At 47.8% G+C, this 20,238-nt stretch carries 16 protein-coding genes; 9 read left to right on the top strand and 7 right to left on the bottom strand.

The annotated features are described in order from the left end of the window. Positions 1–16: 16 nt before the first annotated feature. Positions 17–1,459, bottom strand: coding sequence for a PH domain-containing protein (locus AF331_RS20005; RefSeq protein WP_053429750.1), 1,443 nt, complete (start codon positions 1,457–1,459; stop codon positions 17–19). Further along, positions 1,456–1,962: a PH domain-containing protein gene (locus AF331_RS20000; RefSeq protein WP_053429749.1), complete on the bottom strand. Its 507-nt coding sequence runs from the start codon at positions 1,960–1,962 to the stop codon at positions 1,456–1,458. The genes AF331_RS20005 and AF331_RS20000 overlap by 4 nt, the downstream gene beginning before the upstream one ends. Before the next feature lie 572 nt (positions 1,963–2,534). Here AF331_RS20000 and AF331_RS19995 point away from each other — a divergent pair. The 3 genes from AF331_RS19995 to AF331_RS19985 all read left to right on the top strand — a co-directional run bounded on the left by AF331_RS19995 (position 2,535) and on the right by AF331_RS19985 (position 4,559). Beyond that, a complete protein-coding gene (locus tag AF331_RS19995; RefSeq protein ID WP_053429748.1) occupies positions 2,535–3,194 on the top strand; it encodes a hypothetical protein in 660 nt (219 codons plus the stop codon). A 68-nt stretch (positions 3,195–3,262) separates the two neighbouring features. Next, complete coding sequence (locus AF331_RS19990; protein WP_152915731.1) at positions 3,263–3,628, top strand: hypothetical protein; 366 nt, start codon at positions 3,263–3,265, stop codon at positions 3,626–3,628. A 13-nt stretch (positions 3,629–3,641) separates the two neighbouring features. Next, positions 3,642–4,559 (top strand): hypothetical protein, encoded by a 918-nt coding sequence (locus tag AF331_RS19985; RefSeq protein WP_053429746.1) that lies wholly within the window; start codon positions 3,642–3,644, stop codon positions 4,557–4,559. Positions 4,560–4,866: 307 nt separating this feature from the next. On the opposite strand, the gene AF331_RS19980 is transcribed toward AF331_RS19985, so the two are convergent. The 4 genes from AF331_RS19980 to AF331_RS19965 all read right to left on the bottom strand — a co-directional run bounded on the left by AF331_RS19980 (position 4,867) and on the right by AF331_RS19965 (position 9,362). After that, positions 4,867–6,819 carry an ABC transporter permease gene (locus AF331_RS19980; protein WP_053429745.1) on the bottom strand — a complete coding sequence of 651 codons (1,953 nt, stop codon included), beginning with the start codon at positions 6,817–6,819 and terminating at the stop codon, positions 4,867–4,869. Continuing rightward, positions 6,809–7,570, bottom strand: coding sequence for an ABC transporter ATP-binding protein (locus AF331_RS19975; RefSeq protein WP_053429744.1), 762 nt, complete (start codon positions 7,568–7,570; stop codon positions 6,809–6,811). Before AF331_RS19975 ends, AF331_RS19980 begins: the two co-directional genes overlap by 11 nt. A gap of 104 nt (positions 7,571–7,674) precedes the next feature. Beyond that, positions 7,675–8,676 (bottom strand): sensor histidine kinase, encoded by a 1,002-nt coding sequence (locus AF331_RS19970; RefSeq protein WP_053429743.1) that lies wholly within the window; start codon positions 8,674–8,676, stop codon positions 7,675–7,677. Then, the gene (locus tag AF331_RS19965; RefSeq protein ID WP_053429742.1) at positions 8,673–9,362 is read right to left on the bottom strand and encodes a response regulator transcription factor; all 690 of its coding nucleotides are present in this window, start codon (positions 9,360–9,362) and stop codon (positions 8,673–8,675) included. The genes AF331_RS19970 and AF331_RS19965 overlap by 4 nt, the downstream gene beginning before the upstream one ends. Positions 9,363–9,880: 518 nt before the next feature. Between AF331_RS19965 and AF331_RS19955 the strand changes: the two genes are divergently transcribed. From AF331_RS19955 to essA, 6 genes are all read left to right on the top strand, one after another. Beyond that, positions 9,881–10,174, top strand: coding sequence for a WXG100 family type VII secretion target (locus AF331_RS19955; protein ID WP_048012098.1), 294 nt, complete (start codon positions 9,881–9,883; stop codon positions 10,172–10,174). 74 nt (positions 10,175–10,248) lie between these two features. Further along, complete coding sequence (gene yukD, locus AF331_RS19950; protein ID WP_053429740.1) at positions 10,249–10,491, top strand: EsaB/YukD family protein; 243 nt, start codon at positions 10,249–10,251, stop codon at positions 10,489–10,491. A gap of 15 nt (positions 10,492–10,506) precedes the next feature. Continuing rightward, positions 10,507–11,829 (top strand): type VII secretion protein EssB, encoded by a 1,323-nt coding sequence (essB, locus tag AF331_RS19945; RefSeq protein ID WP_053429739.1) that lies wholly within the window; start codon positions 10,507–10,509, stop codon positions 11,827–11,829. Between the two features lie 12 nt (positions 11,830–11,841). Then, positions 11,842–16,287: a type VII secretion protein EssC gene (gene essC, locus AF331_RS19940; RefSeq protein WP_053429738.1), complete on the top strand. Its 4,446-nt coding sequence runs from the start codon at positions 11,842–11,844 to the stop codon at positions 16,285–16,287. Then, positions 16,284–19,316, top strand: coding sequence for a type VII secretion protein EsaA (gene esaA / locus AF331_RS19935; RefSeq protein WP_053429737.1), 3,033 nt, complete (start codon positions 16,284–16,286; stop codon positions 19,314–19,316). The genes essC and esaA overlap by 4 nt, the downstream gene beginning before the upstream one ends. Beyond that, complete coding sequence (gene essA, locus AF331_RS19930; RefSeq protein WP_160316600.1) at positions 19,306–19,782, top strand: type VII secretion protein EssA; 477 nt, start codon at positions 19,306–19,308, stop codon at positions 19,780–19,782. The genes esaA and essA overlap by 11 nt, the downstream gene beginning before the upstream one ends. A gap of 50 nt (positions 19,783–19,832) precedes the next feature. Here the strand turns inward: essA and AF331_RS19925 are convergent, their stop codons facing one another. Continuing rightward, positions 19,833–20,201: a VOC family protein gene (locus AF331_RS19925; RefSeq protein ID WP_235576447.1), complete on the bottom strand. Its 369-nt coding sequence runs from the start codon at positions 20,199–20,201 to the stop codon at positions 19,833–19,835. Between the last annotated feature and the right edge of the window lie 37 nt (positions 20,202–20,238).

Genomic DNA, 20,238 nt, shown 5'->3' with positions numbered 1-20,238 from the left:
AAATCCGCCCGTCTCTTTAAGACGAAGCGGATTTTTGCTTGTACCAATCATAGAATTCACCGGCTTCTTTCCTGGATACCCCGTAAAGCTCGCTGACGTGGGTGGGATCGGCCCTGTTGGTAAAGGAAAGAGTGGCAATGCCGAATCGGCGCTGCAGCCATGAGTGGGTGACGGTAGCCTGTTGTATCCTTCGTTTATGGGTTACAAAGGTTTCTGTCGTGAGGGCACCGCTCCGGATCTGGATCAGGTCCCCATGACGGATGTAGCTGGTAAAGGCGTAGTCGAGTACCCTCAGAATGACTGCCAATATAAAGAGGATGGCCGATATCCATAGGAAAGCCGGTTTGAAGATGAGGAAGCCGGCAATGGACAGGATGGTCACATAATAGGGCCTGAGAAGCTTTGCCCAGAGGACATGTCGTGGAAAGAGCCTCATTTCCTCTTGTATCTCATAGTGGGGGAGCATTTCTTGTATGATGCGATAGGCTTCATGCTTCGGCAGGAACGGGTAGAGGGAGCTCGTTTCCTCGCTTTCAAGCTCTGAAGATCCTGCGCTGATCAGCTTGACTGATGCCAGCCCCAACAGGCGCTTCAAGAGCGATTGTTCCACCACGACGGCCTGTACGTTCCGCTTCTGGATGGAGAAGTGGGTCACGCTCGCCACCCCTTTTTCGATGTGGATCTTGTCATGGTCGTCGCTGATCGTGAACTTCCCGTATTTCAAATACACCCTGACATAGCCGATGACCGATGAAATGAGAAGGGCAATGACAAAGAGAATGATTAGCATCCACCAGTGGAGGACCAGGTAATCCCATGCTCCTTCCGCCCCGTCTTCAAGATTGAAGAACACGGCTAGGTTCGAATAGGCGGCACTGAGGAGCGGGAAGATCGCAAGAAAGCTCAAGGACGTAAATGAAGCACGGATCAGATCTTTTTTCTTTGACTGGAAGCGCACGGTGCGCACGGCTTCAGCATCAGAGAGACCATCCCCTTCCTCGCGTCTGTTCTCGCGCTGCTGCAATCCGATCAAGGAAAGGATCCGTTCTTTTTCTTCTTGGGTGATCACGGGGAACTCTACTTCCCCGTGATCACCGGAAGTCCCTGTCTCAAGTTTCAACGATGTGAGACCGAACCATTTGTGGACGAATGTCGTGTTGGATGTCTGGTTATGAACGCGGTCCAGTCCCGCCGTCCGCTTTGTTTTCACCCATACCCCTTCATGGAGGACAATTGTCCTCTCGGTCACTTCATAGCCGTGAAATCTCCATTTCAAGAAGATATTCACGATGGCCCAGACCGACCAGGCGATGAGGATATATCTTCCCCACACTACCCATCCAGAAGTGGATTGGGCTTTCAGGACGAATAAAAAGAAATAAACAAAGAAAATCCCTTTTACGAAAGAGACAAGCTCCACAACAAGAAAGGCAGGATGGAACCGCTGGAGGCCGCTCATATGGCTTCCCCCTCCTCATCCCGGACTTTCGCGTAGGTGGCTATGACGCCCTTCAGTCGCTCTGCTTCCGCCTGAGGGATGGCAGGGATCGTATGGTTTGATGTGGTCGTCCCCACCTCTAAATCGTATAGGCCGTATTTTCGTAAGAACGGCCCCTGCTCGGTGCGTACATATTCGACCTTCTCCATGGGAATCACCACATGATTGGAGTTCCACTTCCCGTGCTTGAGCTGGATGAACTCTTCATCGATCCGGTACCGCCAATGGCGCTGGACGAAGACCGGTTCCAGGATAATGGAGTACAGGGCGGATAGGATCAGGAGTCCTCCCACAGAGTACAGGACAGGACTCAGCCACCCATACCAGTGGAAATGATCCGCGCAGTACAGGAGCACTGCAATGATGATCAGTGTAATTGAATGTCCGATTGTGTTGGTCACCCGCCACATCTGGACGGCATCTTTTGATATCGTTTCGGTTGGTTCTTCAATATGTATGTACATTCCGTCTTTCACCTCTCCTGTTATACGGATAGATGGAATGAATGGTTTCAGCTTCCGCCCAAAATAATATTTCACATAAAAGGTTTAACTTTCCTTTAAAAGTGATATTTAACATATAGTTCAAACTGTTGAAGACTAAATGCTCAAGGGTCGGTGGTCCGGTTACAAAGTATTAGTTTCATCACGAAATAATGTAATTGAAAAGGAGTAGTCAGAAAGACATATATTCTTAGTAATCAAGCCTGGTGTAAGAAAGAGTGGTAAGTGTTCTCCTTCCAATCAACGGAATTTTTGAGACTAATAACCTAGGCGGGAGACATCCAAAAATAAACAAATGCTATCATAACAGTATTTTACCAATCATGCTATAGTTGAAAAGATTGGAATTTTTAGTGGTTGTGTCCCTGATGATCCAGGGATAAGCCATGAAGACGCCAAAGCACCATGGCCAATGGGGAAATTGGCAGAAGCGATTCTTTAATTAATTGATTGCTGTCTCGCGTTCATGGATGAAGCGGAAGAAGCCATTGATTTCTTAAATAACCAAAACAATCTTGAGAGGATGGATCAGCGTGAAAAAATTAATCATCATGCTCGTGGCTTTATCATTCATCGTGATGGGCTGCAGCCAGAGCACGTCTTCTGACGAAAAGTCGGAGAAAAAAGAAAGCGCTCAAACAGAGAAGAAGGAAGACAACAAAAAAGAAGAAGCTACTAAAGACGAAAGCAAGGAAGAAACCGATAAAGAGGATACGGCCAAGAAAGAAGAGCCGAAAAAAGACCTCTCCGATGCTGAGAAACAGGAAGCCCTCATTACGTATATCAACGATGATGTACGGAAAATTGCAGACTATGAAACCGAGGCTGTTGTAGCCCTTCAAGGCGTATCAGGAGAGAACTATACAAACGATGAAGATATGTACGAAGTCTTGACCAAAGAGGTCATCCCGACCTATGAAAAAGCGGTGGACACGGCTGAAAACATTGAAACTCCGTTTGATGAACTTGAGCCTATGACGGCTAAATTGAAAGATATTGTGGCGACTTACCATGAGGCCCTCATGCTCCAGAAAGAAGGGATCGAAAAGCAGGACGTTTCCTTGATTGAAGATTCCAATGCGAAGGCGCAGGAATACCTTCTGGCAGCACAGGAATATCATATGGCCATGAGTGATCTGGCTAAGAAATACGATGTGGATTACCAACCTGACAATCAACAGTTTTCTAACTGATTGTGACGCTGAAGCCCCTTCCCCAGGCGGAAGGGGCTTTTTACTCTTTGGATGACGAGGTGACAATGATGAAGCGAGCGATTGCGATGGTGGTGGCTGTTTGTCTCATTTCCTTTTTTTCTTATCAGTTGGGACTGCCTTTTCCAAGCTCTTATCTTCCGGTCTTCTTTTTCATAAATGGGCTATGTGCTCTATGGTCCGTTTTTAATCAACTGGTGGTGATCGCTTTCTATGAATATCGGATTCATGATCATAAAGATACCTTTTTTCAAACAGTCCTGAAATTTGTCCTATGGCCGGGCATGATCCTAAATCACCATGTCCAGCTCGTGCTCTGTCGGCTTCCGTTTATCGTCAATAAAGCATTGGGCATTTTATATGCATTGGTGTTGTTCATACTCAGTATGTTGGTATCATTCGTATTTGAAGTGTGAAGGAGGGGATGAGATGAAAAAGCTGACGCTCAGTGCATCGGACTTTGCATCGTTATTGAAAGAAGGAGGATACGGTAGACAATCGAAAAATATAAAAAAGCAATACGGATTGAACGAGCTCCCTCCGGCAGTAGGAAGTGATTTTTCTGATCGGGTCATATCATGTGTCGGGAAAAGCAGCATGTCTATCTTTTATCATGCGGAAGAACGGAGGGGCATGGCTCTTCATGCTTCATCAGGGAAAGAGGCACTTGTGGAATGGGTTGAAGGTGATCAATATACCTTCTGGTTCCAGCCTTACCATGAGGGTATGGAGGAACTGTTCAAGGATTTCTTTGCCCTGCAGGAGGAACGGGAAGCTGTGCAGGTGGAGGAAGTGAAAATCCAGAAGTGGCTGATCTATGAGGATTCATTCGAAGAGGACGAATGGAATGAGCTTTTGGAAGAAGAAGGGGTTTCTGAAGAAGAACGAAAAACCGTGAGAGAGTTCAAGGAAAAAGGATACGGGCCCCCGAATGTGGTGACAACCATCTTTCCGGATAGGCTGACTTCTTACCGGGAGGAAGCATTTATTGCAGGAGAAGGGTACGTGTGGCTTCTTGACCCCGAGACGGTAGAGGACTCCTTCTTCCTGGGGTTGAAGAAAATCGGGGTTGCAGAGTATGTGGAGCAGCTGGTCCTCCAGGCAAAAGAAGTTCTGTCGCCGCATACAGCGGAAGTGAAAAAGTTCTCGATTAAGCGCGGGATGATGTTTCAATTGAAGGGGCAGATACCCCTGCTTGTAGTGGTGGCCATCCTATGTGTGAATATGCAGGCATGGGAAGCGGATGGCTGGCTGGAAATCGCAGTCATGGTGATTTTTTATGAGTTTTTCCTGGGTATCCTCTCTTTATTTGCCTGTCTTAGACCTCGGAGATTGTTCTATATATAAACGAGAAAGAGGCAGGGACAACCTGTTATAGTCATGGTGAAACCCGCATTCAATTTGCCCTGCGATACGGCAAATGAATGCGGGTTTTTACTTTGTTTCATGACTATTTCTATTTCATTATTTCCAGCGGTTGAATGGAGTGCAAGACGAAGACTCCAGCGGGAAGAGTAACTGATGTGAGACGGCCTGCCGAGGAGGCTCACGGGCTACCCGCGAAAAGTGTAGTCTTGCACGGAAATCATGAGCGGTATAAAGAACCTGATCGTGTTCGTCATTAAATGGTTCGTTTTGTCCCAACCTCTTCGCTTCATGACAGGGAGTCCCTGATGACTTTCTGGTAATAGAGGACGGATAGAATGCCGAAGATGGAATAAAGAACGGCATACACACCCATGACGATCAAGGTCGGAGCCCAAAAGTCGTTTCCGAAGAAGAACCAGCCCGACTTGACGGCAAAGTAGCTGTGAAGGAGCCCGATCATGAGGGGGATTCCAAAATTGAACAGCTGTTTGAATTGAATCCCTCGGAGAAGATCTCCACGGGTATAGCCAAGCTTGCGCAGGATCGTGTAATTCGGTTTCTCGTCTTCGCTTTCATCCATCTGCTTGAAGTAGAGGATGCAGCCTGATGTGACAAGGAAGGCAAGTCCAAGGAACGCAACACAGAACATGGCGATCCCCATGTTGGACCGTTGTTGTTCTTTGCTGTTGAGTTGAGAGATGGACTGTGTGGTTTCCTGATTGAACGTTTGATTGAACAGCTTGTTGGCATCTTTCAACTGGGACGCTTCTTTCACATCCAAGCCTAGATATAGACTGGTTTCCATTTGAATGGAAGGGTCCAGATCGCTCTTGAGCTTATTGAACACGGCATCATCAACAATCCCGATGGGGAAACCGCCTCCTGTGAACTTCCACGAAACATAGAAATCATCCTCCATGCTCAGATAGTTCTGTTTTTCCTTATGCTCCTTCCCTTTGTAGACTACACGACCGGAATCCTTCATGGGAATAAAGCGGCTGAGCATATCACTGTAGCCCGTCAGGATCGTTTCGCCAGGAGAGAGATTCACTCCCTTCACGTCCTTATCGCTGATTACAGCCATCTGGGTATTACGGGTATCCATCTGGAATCCTTCGCTTTCTTTCTGCTTCATGATGGCAGATAAATCTGCGTTTACCTGGATGACCTCGATCTTCGTGACATCGTACGGAATTTCTTCCTGCTTCAGCGCCTCCTCAAAGATCTGCAGTTCGTTTTCATCCTGAAGGGCAAAGTGGTTCGGCGTCTGGCTGATCGCGGTTTTATCGGCTGAATAATACGAGATATACGTCAGCGATAAGAGACCGATGGCAAGGGCAGATACCGTGGTGATGACGGTAAGGAGGAGGGAGTTCGACTTCATACGGAACATGATTGATGAGAGGGACAGCACCTGATTGATGCTGAGGTAGCCCCCCTGTTGTTTCCTGATCACGTTAAAGATGAAGCTGACAGACCCTTTATAAAAGAAATAGGTTCCAATGATGACAGACCCAAGGATGAACGCCATGGCCATGAATAATTCGGTCATGGAGGTGAAGTCGCCTCCGAAGAGCCTGGTAGATACATAATAGCCCGCCGCTATCAGTCCGATTCCACAAAGTCCCATGATGACTTCCCAAATTGACATGCCCTTCATTGAATTCTCCGTTGATGATTTCACGTTGAATAAGGCAAGGATCGATTGTTTTTTGATAAAGAAGGCATTCATCATCATGATGAGGAGGTAGATGCCGATGAATACAATGATCGTCTGGAGAAGTGCGTCTCCGGAGAATCGGAGCTCTGCGGTTGAAGACACCCCGGTCACCTTGAAAAGGACCATCAGGATCAACTTTGAGAAGGAGAACCCGGCAAAGATCCCGATCACCATCGAACCGAAGTAAAGGATGGCGTTTTCTACGGTCAACAGGTTGAAGATCCGGTTCTTAGTCATCCCGATGAGCTGGAACAGCCCGATTTCCTTGCTCCTTCTCTTGATGAAAATGGTATTCGCATAAAGCAGGAAGACTGCCACGATGATCACCAGAAGATAGGATGAAACCTTGATGGCGGCTGCGCCCTTCACGTCCCCCTTTGTTTGATCGAGTGCCGGGTCGAACTGCAGCGTCACGAAGGCAAAATACAGGGCGACACCGAATACAAGGGCGAATACATAGAGATAGTAGTTCTTGATGTTCTTCTTCAGATTCTTCAGGATCAGCGAATTAACGTTCATGCTGTACCCCGCTCAGGAGGCCCTGGGTCTTCATGATATCCTGGAAGAAGGCTTGTCGCTCCTGGTGGCCCTTATTCAACTGGGTATAGATCTGCCCGTCTTTGATGAAGATCACCCGGCTGCAGTAGCTTGCAGCCACTGGATCGTGGGTGACCATGACGATGGTCGACTTCAGCTTTTCGTTCAGGTCGCTCAGCTTGTTCAAGAGATCGGATGCCGATTTGGAATCCAGGGCACCTGTCGGTTCGTCGGCAAAGATGATGCTCGGGTCATGGATGAAGGCCCGTGCCGCTGACGTGCGCTGTTTCTGCCCGCCTGAGATCTGATTCGGATACTTGTTCTTCAGTTCATTGATCCCAAGCTGTGAGGCGAGAGCAGAGAATTTTTGATCGGCCACCTTCCTTGGTGTTTTGGTGATGGAGAGGGGAAGCATGATGTTTTCCTTCACGGTCAATGTATCGAGAAGATTATAGTCCTGGAAGATGAAGCCCAAGTGATTCTTGCGGAACTCGGCCAGCTGCTTCTCTTTCATACGGGTCATTTCGTTGCCTTCGATCTTGATGGATCCTTCAGTTACTTTATCGATGGAGGACAGTACGTTCAACAGCGTCGTCTTACCTGACCCCGATGCCCCCATGATGCTGACGAACTCACCTTTTTCAATCGTGAGATCGATCCCCTTCAGAACCTCTTGTTTATTGAATTTGTTCCCATAGCTTTTATGCAATTTGACGGCTTCCAGTATGCTCATTAGTCAAAACTCCTTTGCGTTGGTTGATAGTTTCATTATAGGAAGCATGGAGTCCCGTTTCCTTTCATTCAGCGAACAAAATAGAAAAGCATGTGACAATGTTGTCACATGCCCATCACCTGGTGAATCTCGTTGCGGTCAGGGAAGATCAGGGTGAAGGTCGATCCTTCACCTGGAGTGGAGTCGACTTCGATTTTGATGAGGAGGGAATCGGTGATGACCTTCGTCAAGTAGAGCCCCATGCCGGTGGAGGCAGAATGGTTATGGTGGACCGTCGATGTGAACCCTTTATCGAAGATCCGAGGCAGATCTTGAGGCTCGATCCCTCTGCCCTTGTCCCTGATAGATAAGGTCATCTGATCGCCGGCAGTGCCAGTGATCTCGATGTCTGTTGCTTCACTGTATTTGACGGCGTTGGTGAGGAGCTGCCTGAATACGAACGAAAGCCATTTCGAGTCGCTCAGTACTTCGGTGGAGGCAAGGTCGATATCGAAACCGATCCCTTTCTGGATGCACCAAGACTGCAACGTCTTGATTTCCTGATAGAGGAGGTCTTCTACATCGATCCTCTCAATATAAAGGTCATTCTCCATGATATCCATGCGCTTCTGATGGAGCTGCTGGTCAAGAAGCAGGTGAATCCTCAACCACTCATATTTCAAAGGGGCCTTGAGAGCATCGTTCTCCATGCGTTCCATGATGAGATGCATCGCTGTAAGAGGCGTCTTGACCTCATGGATCCAGGCGAGAAGGTCATCCTTTTCCTGATCAAGACGCCTCCGGTTTTCCGACGCGGCCTCTTTCAGGCTTTGACCCTGCTCGGTGAGGATGGTGTAGAGGATATTCTCAAAAGGAGAGTCCGGTTCCGGGACCCCGCTGATCGTGAAATTCCGGCTCCATTCCTCCAATCCCTTATAAAAACGGGTCTCCCTCTGATAGCGGAAGAAAAGGAACCCGAGGAAGAAAAGAGAGGACAGGAAGGAAACATAAAGAATGGAAGCAACCGGTATGGCTGCATCGAGAAAGGCGATCCCGAGATAGAAAAACTGGAGGAAGATGAACATGAGGATCCAGCTTTTCCTCTCCCACAGGAATGCCCTGATCATGAAAGGTCTCCTTCCACGGCCATATATCCCTGCCCCACCTTTGTCAGGATGTTTTGCCCCAGACCGATCTCATCCAGGCGTTTCCGCAGGCGGTTCACATTCACCGTCAGGGTATTGTCACTGATGAATCGCTTATCGTCCCACAGCTTGTTGATCAGCTCATCCCGGGTGACGATCCGGTTTTTATGCTCGATCAGGAGCTTCAGGATGAACATTTCATTCTTCGTCAGCTCGATTTCCCCTTCATCGTTGTCCACGGTATTCCGCTCATAGTCGACCTTTGCCCCGCACCAGGTCTTCAGATTGACCACCTCGGCATTATAGTTGTAGACCCGCCTGAGCGTTGCCTGCACCTTTGCCACCAGTACATCAAAGTGGAAAGGCTTCTGGATGAAGTCATCGGCCCCTAGCTGCATCGACATCACCATATCCATCGGATGGTCCCGTGAAGACAGGAAGAGGATCGGTACGTTGGAGTGGGAACGGATCATCCGGCACCAGTGGAAACCATCGAACTTCGGGAGCTGGATATCAATGATCACCAAGTCCGGCTGAACCGCTGCGAACTCCTCCATCACCAGACTGAAATCTTTCACACCGTGGACTTCATACGACCATTGGGTCAATCGGTCACGAATCTCATTGAATAAACTTGTATCATCTTCAATCAAAAGCAATGTAAACAATTAAATCACCACAATATTGTTTTTTAAAAATTTTACCGAATAATGAAAGGTTTTACCAGATATATCAGCCATTTCATATAGGCTTCCTTGAAGATGGAAAGGAGAGAAAAGCCCGTGAAGAATTTGGTCCCCCATCCTTTGAACCAAAAAGTTTAACAATTTCTGAAAATTGCGGTTTATAAAAGTAAATATCAGGATATATAGTAAGTACTTGTAACCGTAAAGGGCTGAGTGTGACATCCTATCCCGGCGTCCGAACCGGGGTCTGTCGATATCTGTCGTTTCGACGGGTCTGAAAGACCTAATCGACAAAGCATGACATTACATTATTCCTAAGGAAACAGAGATTTTAATAGTTATAAAGTTTCCTTTTCTGAGTAAAATCTGTGTTTTTATGTAAGATTGTAATACTATGTTAGATGAAGTTGTCAGTAAAAGGAATCTATTCTTTGTTATGGGTATTCAGACTTTATATAGATGATTACCAACTAAAAACGTTATAAGGGAGAGGAAATTACATGTCAGGAAGAATTCGCGTAACCCCAGCAGAATTGGATGGTATGTCAGGCCGTTATTCAAACGAAAAAGGTAAACTAGAAAGCCAAATCGGCGATCTTGATGGAATGATCCGTGAACTTGAATCAATGTGGGAAGGTGAATCAAGCCGTGCCTTCAGTGATCAATATGAGCGCCTTCGCCCGTCCTTCGTTGAAATGCAGGAATTGCTAGGAGATATCTCACTGCAACTCAGAAATACTGCAAGAGCCATCGAAGATGCAGACAATCAAATCGCCAGCCAAATTCGTGGATAATCATTTCCGACGACATTTCAATCAAGGAGCGCTTAACGTGTTGAGGCGCTCCTTCTTTATGAGGTGAATGAACGATGTACATAGAAATCACCGTCGATCTCAATCGATATCAGAAGGGGAAGGTCCTTGACCTTCGTCTCTCCAATTACCATACGGTCAAGAAGCTCATCGACCTTGTATGGCAGTCCCAAAAGCTCACCTCGGAACCAAGGGAAGGGTACTGGATCAGGATTTCCAATAAGGACCTGGTCATTTCAGGAAACGCCCGCCTGAATGAAGCTGGGATTCTCTCGGGTGACCGGGTTGAAATTTTATAAAGGAGAACAATGACCATGGCCGAAACGAAACGGACGTACCTAGAAGAAAAGCTTGATATTGTTGTGAACCGGACTGACGACGTCATCACGTTCGTGTTTCAAAATGAAAAGATCAAACTGGACCATGTCAGAGAAATCATGTTTCTTAAAGACTTGGATCCGACCATTCAAAAGGAAATCAGGATGGAAAATGATGAACTCAGCATTTCCCACACCATCCCTGCCTCATATATTGCCTCTGACAAGCTGAATATCGGTGAGAAGGAAAGGCTGATAACGGCACTCCAACTTGTCCATAGGGTGCAGCAGCACCGACTCTCAAGGATTCATTTAGTAGTAAGCCCGGGGAATATTGTTTTCGACCAGGGATTGAGCCCTCACTTCCTGCATTACGGAGTAAAAGAAAGCCTGCCTCCATATGAAAAGGACGGAGACACCCTGTTCAAGGAAACGAAGGCAATGGCTGCCTTCATCTCAGATCCGAAACTATCATTCGATGACTATATCAAATTCAGTGAAACGATCAAACTTTCCGAAGTGACACGGGCTATCATGGAAACGGCCACCTTCGAAGAACTGGAAGACGTGCTGAATAAGAGTATCCTGGATGCGAAGGAAGTGGCTGCTTCCTACATGTCCATCAGTAAAAAGAAGTGGAAGACCAACCGCTATATCCTGCTGGGTGTATCCATACTATTGGTTCCAGCCATCATTTATTCAATCTATTCATTCTTCTTCATCAACCCGAAGCAGGAGAGCATTGTTTCCGCTCAGGAAAACTTCTTATTGAACAAATACAGTGATGTTGTCACTGAATTGGAGCCTTATGAGATTGATGATATTCCTAAGGTGGCACAGTATCAGCTGGCCCTCTCCTATATTGTGAATGAATCCCTTTCAGAGGATCAGAAGGAGAACGTCAGGAATACAATCTCTCTGCAGTCCGATCCCATGTACTACGAGTACTGGATCAACATCGGGCGCGGAAAAGCCAAGGAAGCTCTTGATACAGCCCGCTTCCTCGAAGACAGGGATCTGATCCTGTTTGGCCTGCTTAAGTATCGCGAACAGGTGAAGTCCGATAGCGAGCTGGACAGTGAAGAAAGACAGCAAAAGCTGAACGATATTGAAAGTGAAATCAATGAGTACGAAGAAGAAATGAAGAAGCTTGAGGAAGAAAAAGCGGCTGAGGAAGAGCAGGCGAAGGAAGCGGAGGCTGCTCCTCAGGAAGAACAGGATGCCGGACAGCAAGAAAAAGAGGCACCTAAAGCGGATGATCAGAAAAAAGAAGACCAGAAAAAAGATCAGCAGAAGAAAGATGATAAAAAAACAGACTGAGTGGGTGATTGAATGTATGCCCTGTGGATTTTATATAAAGAACAGTACCAATATTACAGAATCAATACGGACAGGGAAACGGTAACGATCGGGCGCAATCTCACAGATTCGGTGACTATCCCTTCCCTCCCGACCGAGTGGGAAACGCTGTCTATTGAAAAACTCGGTTCATCGTTCCGGATCAAAGGAGATCTGGAAGAAGAGATCAAGCCCGGAAAAGAATGGACGTGCCAAGCTGGCAGTGAGAAACTTTCCATCCTCATAGCCCCGCTCTCGGAAGAAGACAATGTGTACTTCATAGGACATTTGGAAGAGATGTTCATAGGTTCACGGAAGGGTGCACATATCTCAATCCCTCATCACGAGGGAGAATGGTACAGGGGTGAGAACGGACGATGGATACTGCATCCAGACTCCGGATCGTATTATATGAACGGGGAGCGGATCAGAAAAAAAACGGAGATCTGCACGGGAGATATGATTTTCACCCCCTATGTGACCATCACCCTGTTGGAGGATGACCTCATCTCTATCCACGGGGTAGGGGAGATGCAGATTCATTTGCCCGAGTCCCGGCGTCCACTGTCCGAGATGAAGAAGAAGTATCCGAATTATCGTCGTACACCACGGATGGTCTATGACCTCCCGGAAGAAAAAGTGCAGCTGTCGTTCCCGAGTCAGGAATCCGATGACTCGGGCCGAAGCTTGTGGATCATCATCCTGCCGCCCCTTGTCATGCTTGTTGTCATGGGCTTCATTGCCCTTGTCATTCCCAGGGGGATATTCATCATCATCTCGCTTGTCATGTTCACCACGACGTTGATTACGTCCACCGTTCAGTTCTTCAAGGATAAATCAACTAGGAAAAAGGCGAAAGAAAAGCGGGAGCGCGTATATACGAGCTATTTGAAAAACAAACGGCAGGAGCTTCAGGACCTCGCTGAGAAGCAGACCGATGTGCTCCGATTCCATTATCCGTCATATGAACGGATCAAGTATCTGACTGAAGAGCTCTCGGACCGTTTGTGGGAAAGGACCCTGGACAGCCCGGATTTCCTTGAATTCCGCCTTGGTACAGGGAAGGTTCCTGCAAGTTATACCATTTCATTGAGCTCAAGCGATATGGCCAACAGGGAAATGGATGATCTCTTGGAGCAATCTCAGAAAATGAAAGATGTCTACAGTGAAATCGACCATCTACCGGTCAAAGCGGAACTCAGTCTTGGGGCAATCGGCTTGATCGGAAAGGAAGCTGTCTACAAGAACGAAATTCATCAGATGGTTGGTCAGCTTGCGTTTTTCCATAGCTATCACGATCTTCGCTTCGTGTTCATTTTTGACGAAGAAGAATACGGCGAGTGGGAATGGATGAAATATCTGCCCCATTTCCAACTCCCGCAATCCTATGCCAAAGGCTTCATTTATAACGAAAAGACCCGCGATCAGATTCTGTCTTCCATCTATGAAGTGCTGAGGGAGAGGGATATAGATGATGACGACAAGGAAAAGGTGATTTATTCACCCCACTATGTGTTCATCGTCACGAACCATCAGCTGATTTCCGATCATGTGATCCTTCAGTATCTGGAAGGTGAGTATGCCCATCTCGGGATGTCCGTCATTTTCGCGGCGGAAGCAAAGGAGAGCCTGTCGGAAAATATCCATACCCTTGTCCGGTACATCAATGATCAACAGGGTGATATCTTGATTCAAAAGAAGAAAGCCGTCAAGATCCCGTTCCGATTGGATGCTTACGACCGGGAAGGCAATGAGCGTTATGCCCGCATGCTAAGGACGCTGAACCATCAGATCGGGATGACCAATTCAATTCCGACCAGTGTATCGTTCCTGGGTATGCTCGGAACGAACGATGTTCAGCAACTTCCGATCAAGGAAAACTGGTTGACGAGGGAATCGGCCAAGTCACTCGCCGTACCGGTGGGGCTGAAAGGAAAGGAAGACCTCGTGGAGTTGAATCTTCACGAAAAAGCCCACGGTCCCCACGGACTCCTTGCAGGGACTACGGGTTCAGGGAAAAGTGAGTTCCTGCAAACCTATATCCTTTCACTGGCGGTCCATTTCCACCCTCACGAAGTAGCTTTCCTACTCATCGACTATAAGGGTGGGGGAATGGCGCAGCCGTTCAAGGATATCCCGCATTTGTTGGGGACCATCACCAATATCGAAGGAAGCAAGAACTTCAGTAACCGGGCCCTTGCTTCCATCAAAAGCGAACTGAAGCGGCGCCAGCGCCTGTTCGACCGCTATGAAGTCAACCATATCAATGATTACACCCGTTTATATAAGCAAGGGAAAACCGAAGTGCCACTTCCGCATCTCTTCCTCATTTCCGATGAGTTTGCAGAGTTGAAAAGCGAAGAACCTGACTTCATCAAAGAGCTGGTCTCCGCTGCCCGTATCGGGCGAAGCCTCGGTGTCCACTTGATCCTGGCGACTCAAAAACCTGGCGGCGTCATCGATAACCAGATCTGGAGTAATGCCCGGTTCAGGGTGGCACTGAAAGTGCAGAATTCGGAAGATAGTCGAGAAATCCTTAAAAATTCCGATGCGGCTGCTATTACCGTGACGGGCCGTGGTTATCTCCAAGTCGGAAACAATGAAGTATACGATTTATTCCAATCGGCATGGAGCGGGGCCCCGTACCAGGAGGATTCCTTTGAAGCGGAAGATGAAGTGGCCATCGTGACCGACCTTGGTCTTATTCCACTCTCCGAGGTATCATCAAGCCCTGGCGGTCAAAAAGATGTCCAAACAGAGATCGACGCCGTCGTGGATCGCATTGAAGAAATGCAGGCCACGATGAAGATCGAGAAACTCCAGAGCCCTTGGCTGCCGCCATTGGCTGATCGATTGTACCTGCCGAGGGAGACTTCGCCAAAAGAAAACCAGGTGTACCTGGCAACGATTGATGAACCGGAGAAACAAAGTCAATCGCCTTACTGGTATACAGTGGTCGAGGACGGCAATGTCGGCATCTTCGGATCATCCGGCTACGGGAAGACCCAAACGGCCATCACCCTCCTCATGGGAATGGCCAGGAGCCTGACGCCGGAAGAGGTTCACTATTATCTTCTCGACTTCGGCAATGGGGGCCTTCTACCATTGAAACAGCTTCCGCACACGGCCGATTACTTCCTTATCGATCAAGAGAGGAAGATTGAAAAGTTCGTGTCGATCCTGGATGAAGAAATGGCCCACCGGAAACGCTTATTCCAGCAAAAAGAGGTAAGCTCCATCAAGATGTACAACACGGTCAGCGAAGAGAAGCTACCCCTCCTCTTCGTGACCATCGATAACTATGACATCGTCAAAGATGAAATGATGGACTTTGAAATACAGATGAATCAGCTGGCCAGGGACGGCCAATCCCTCGGGGTTTATATGCTCCTTACAGCGACCCGGGTGAACTCCGTCCGTCAATCACTGATGAATAACCTGAAGACGAAGATTGCTCATTATCTCATGGACCAAACGGAGACCCAGACACTGGTTGGGCGCGTCGACTTCGAACCGGAAGCCATTCCGGGCCGTGCCATCGTCAAAAAGGACTCAGCCTTCTTCTCCCAGATCTTCCTCCCTTCAGAAGGGAAGGACGATTATGAGCAATTGAACCGATTAAAAGAAGATGTACAGTTCCTGCGGGAGAAATATTCAGGTATGACCCTGCCAGAGCCGGTTCCGATGCTACCTACAGAGCTGACCATGGTCAATTTCACACAGTATACAGACCAAACCCAGCGACAGGGATTGCTGCCTGTAGGCTTGAACGAAGAGACGGTCAAGCCGGTCTACGTCAATTTCCAGAAGACCAAGCACTGCCTCGTCCTTGGACAAGCCCAAAAAGGGAAGACGAACGTCTTGAAGGTGATGGCCAACACGATCCTTCAACAGGATACGGAGCATATGGCCATTTTCGATTCCATCGACAGGGGTCTTATCCACATGATGAAAGAGGACAAAGTGGTTTATATGGAAAACCGCGAGCATATCGATATTTGGCTGACAAAGGCCGAAGAGATCTTTGCAGCTAGGGAAGAACAGTACAACCAGTCCATCACCGACGGAAACTCCCTGCCTCAATTCCCGCCGATCTATCTCATGGCGGATGGGTATGGAAGATTCCTTCAGAATGTGGATACCAAGCTGCAGGATCGCATCGTCAAATGCATGAAGAACTACTCCCATTTGGGCTTCTATATCATCATGAGCGGCAGCAATAACGAGCTGTCCAAAGGGTATGACGCACTCACGACCGAGTTGAAGCAGATCAGGCAGGCCATCGTACTGATGAAGAAGTCCGAGCAGACCCTTTATACGCTCAGCTACGACCGCAAGGAACCCGAAATTCAACCGGGCTTCGGCTATTATGTCGAAAACAGTAAGGAAATCAAATTACAAATACCACTCATGGTAACAGAAAGGAAAGTACTCGCATGACACAGAAAGTAAGCATGGTCAAACTTTTGGTAGCCATCTTAATGATCCTGGCCACACCGTTACTCTTCTTTCGTTCTGTCGGTGATAACCCCCTGAAGGTAGAGAAGAATGCCACCCAATCGATTGCCATCGTCAATGAAGATGCGGGTACGGAAGTGGAGGGGGAATCCCTGCAGTTCGGGGGTGATGTCACATCATTGCTCGGTGATGATTCTTCCTACGAATGGACGGTCGTCGGAAGGAGTGCGGGGGAGAACGGCCTCGAAACATCGAAGTACGATGCAGTGGTCTACATCCCCTCCGACTTTTCAGAAAAGATCATGACCTATGATGAAGAACGACCGGTCAAAACAAACCTGAACTTCAAAGTGCAAACGCAATTGAACTCAGTGAATAAAGAAAAGGTTCTCCGTGAAATCGAAACGGCCAGTAAAAAGGTGAATAATAAAATGTCGACCCTTTACTGGAACTATGTGTCTGCGGATATGGAGAATGTCCGGGATGAATTCGATCAAATCCTCGAAAAGGAGCAAACGTTCCAGCAAACGATGCTCGCTTTCTACAAGCCATCGTCCAAGGACCTTGCCGGCCAGATCGAACAGCAGCAAAACATGCTTCTCGGTCTCCAGGAGTCCATCAAGCAGGCAGACAGCCGTGTGCCTGAACAGGAAAATACCCTGGAGTCATTCCAGAATAGGCTGACTCAATTCGTTGAATACGTCGACCAGTACCGGGAATACCAGGACAATCAAAAACAGCTCCTTGCCGAGGTGCAATCCCAGTCGGTACAAATGATCGACGAATCCACTCAAAACACCCAGCCGATGTACATGAAGCAAAAAGAGCTGTTCGGACAGCAGGGTAGCCAAATCGATAACGGCATGGAGCAGCTGAATGCAAAAATGAAGGATAATCAGAATGCGTTTGCTGCACTGAAAGAAAACCGAATGGCTGAGGTCGATCGCCAAGTTCAGGATTTCTACAGCTTCCAGAACCGAGTATTGGACTATTACCAACAACTGCAGGATACAAGGAAACTGGATAACCTGCAGGGTACGATCCAAGAATGGAATAACAAAATTTCCGAAGGCGACGGTGTGATCTTTGATCCACCACCGAAACCTGAAATGCCTGAGGAATCCGAAGGTGACAATGAGAATGAAAACCCGGGTAATCCAGGAAACCCTGATGCACCTGGTGAAGACAACGGTGAAAACCCAGGGGAAGGGGATGGACCGGGTAAACCGGGAGATTCTGCACCTTTACCACCTGACTTGAATCCGGAGATTGCAGAGCTTAATGAGATTTCCGCAGGGATGACAGCCATTCAAGGAATACTTACCGGGGAGGAATTACCTACTCCTGAACAGTTGACCGAAACGGTAAAAAATCTGACGTCACTCAGTGAGCGCCTGGCCGGGGTGAAGTCAAGCCTCGACCAAAAGAACACGAATACAGAAAATCCCCTTCAGAAAGAAGTGGATAGGCTTCTTAAGGAAGTAGAGGCTTTAACGAATCAGAACAGCGGTCTAGGCGAGCGTATCAAAGAGCTCGAAGCAAGGGTGACCGGACTGCTAGCGGATAAAGAAGCGTTGAAAAAGCATATCGAAGAATTGAACGAGAACAACGAGATCCTGACGAAGCAGTTGGAGATGTTCTCAGACAACATCATGAATATCGTCGGAGAGATCGATGCCAAGGAAGCATCCATCCTTCAGTCACCGGCACTTTCCACTAAGCGAAAAGAAGATCTTGGCGGCTATTTCGCAAGGGACATCAATAATTATAAGCTCATGGACTTGATCAAATACTATGCGTACTTGGATCAATATGAAGCTGTATTGAATGGGATGCTCCAGGAGAATGGAGTTAAGAAGACCGTACTGGATGATGAAGATGTGCGAAATGAAGTCATGGGGATCCTTTCTGTGACCGATGGGGAAAAAGCCATGTGGGAAGACATGAACACGAACAGGCTTCTGACAACCCAGGATGGACTCAACACCCTTCAGGATTCCTTCGCTGTTTTCATGGCAGAGTACAATGAAACGCTCAATAATAACCAAAAACAACTCACAGAAAACCTGAACGCCATCAGCCAGGATGCCGGGAAAGTGCTTCAGCGCATCCAACAGCCTGACCAAACCGCTCCGGCTCCGAATAATGGGGCATCTGGCACGGAAGTTGTAGGAAATCAGCAGCAGGTTGTGAGTGAAGTCAAGATGATCCATTCGTTCCTGACGAATGTGCAGGATAATCAAAGTACGATTGTATCCTATACGACCGATCTGCAATCAAATGTCGCCAACGTGCAAAATGATGCCGATACGCTGAACAATAAGTGGGCGACGAATGTCGCATCGACGCAAATGGTGCGTGATGATGTATTCAGCATCCTTGGAAATGCATTTGTGGACGGACAATCCAATGGATACGTATATGACTTCCTTACCAATCCATTGAAGGTGAATGGAGATGTTCCTCAGGAGAAGAAGGACAGCGTGATCCCTCCGGTCGTCATCCTGTTCATCATCCTGATCTCGAGCCTTATGATCGGCTATACAAGCTATTACTTCCAGCGTGTACCGCTTTGGCTCCAGGGAGTACTGTTCCTCCTGCTGAATTTGATTGTAGGATTCTTGATCAGTCTATACGGACTTGGAATCTATTCACTTGGTGAATCTCGCGAAGTGGAGTGGACCGTATACACGATCTTACTCCTGCTAACAGGTTCAGGACTGGTCCGGATGGGCTTTGTCACTCATCGCCTTTTGGGCTGGTTCATCTCAGTGGCGATCGTCGCACTGTTTGTCACGCCGCTGCTCGCCCTTTCAACGCCGAACTTCAGCTTTAAAGATCCGATGTCGACGGTCTATCTGTCGATTCAATACGGAGCGGATTCCCAGTTCGGACAGGCCGCTCTCATCATGGGCCTCATCCTTGCAGCGCTTGTCGTCCTACAAGTGCTCCTTGGACGCAATAAGGGCCATGGAGGGGACGGCAAGGGTGATGAAGCCTATGAAGGCTAAAATCCTTCTGGTGGCCATTCTCGCGAGCCTCTTCATTATGGGGGCTCCGGTACAGGCCAATACGGATATTGAAGACCTCGTCCCGAATGATTATCAGGACAATAAGTTCCGGAAGAATACAGACCTGATCCATGAAAGGAATCTGTATAACAACGAACGGAGCAACATTCCTGAAGAACAAAAGGGATTGACCTTTGATGGCACCGGGAGTGATACATCCGGAGAACGATTGGAAGCCCTCTTTCAAGGGACGGAAAAAGATACGAATACCATCAAGGCAAAAGCCGATAATCTCAAACTCTTCAGTGAAACTGAAACGGCCAAATTGGGCTCGTTGGAAGAGCAGGGTGAGAATTCATCCTCTCTGTCTCTTCTCATCATCATTTTTGCAGGGATTTGTATCGTGCTCCTCATTGTGGTGATGATCGCCTGGGCACGTACAGGTCAGAACGTGAAAAAAGCGTAGTACAATATGAAAAAGCCGGGAATCGATCCACGATTCCCGGCTTTTTCGTGCTATTCAGCTTTTTCTTCACTCATGAATGCATGCGTATTCCCTTCAGAATCCTTGAAAAAACACATCCATGTCTCAACGTCCCCCATTTTGGACACCACATGGGGTTCCCCGGAAATTTCAACACCTTTATTCCTTAACTCCAAATAAGCTGTACGCGTATTCTCCACATTGAAATACACAACGGAGCTAGGATGGTCGTATTCCTGCTTCTCCGGCAAGGTGAGGAGGATCCTAACGTCGCCTGATTGCAGGAAGGCCATTGTATCCGTATGGAAGAGAAGCGGGAGCTCCAGGGTTCCCTGGTAAAAGGCTGTCGCTCTCTCGATATTTTTGACGGGTACCCCGACTTGTCCGACTGAATTGATCATGATATGTCCACCTTTCATGTGTTTCTCACATCGTAAT

This window comes from Rossellomorea marisflavi (assembly GCF_001274775.1).
GTDB classification, from domain to species: domain Bacteria; phylum Bacillota; class Bacilli; order Bacillales; family Bacillaceae_B; genus Rossellomorea; species Rossellomorea marisflavi.
Note: the sequence above shows the minus strand (reverse complement) of the source record. Positions and strands in the feature narration are given on the sequence as shown.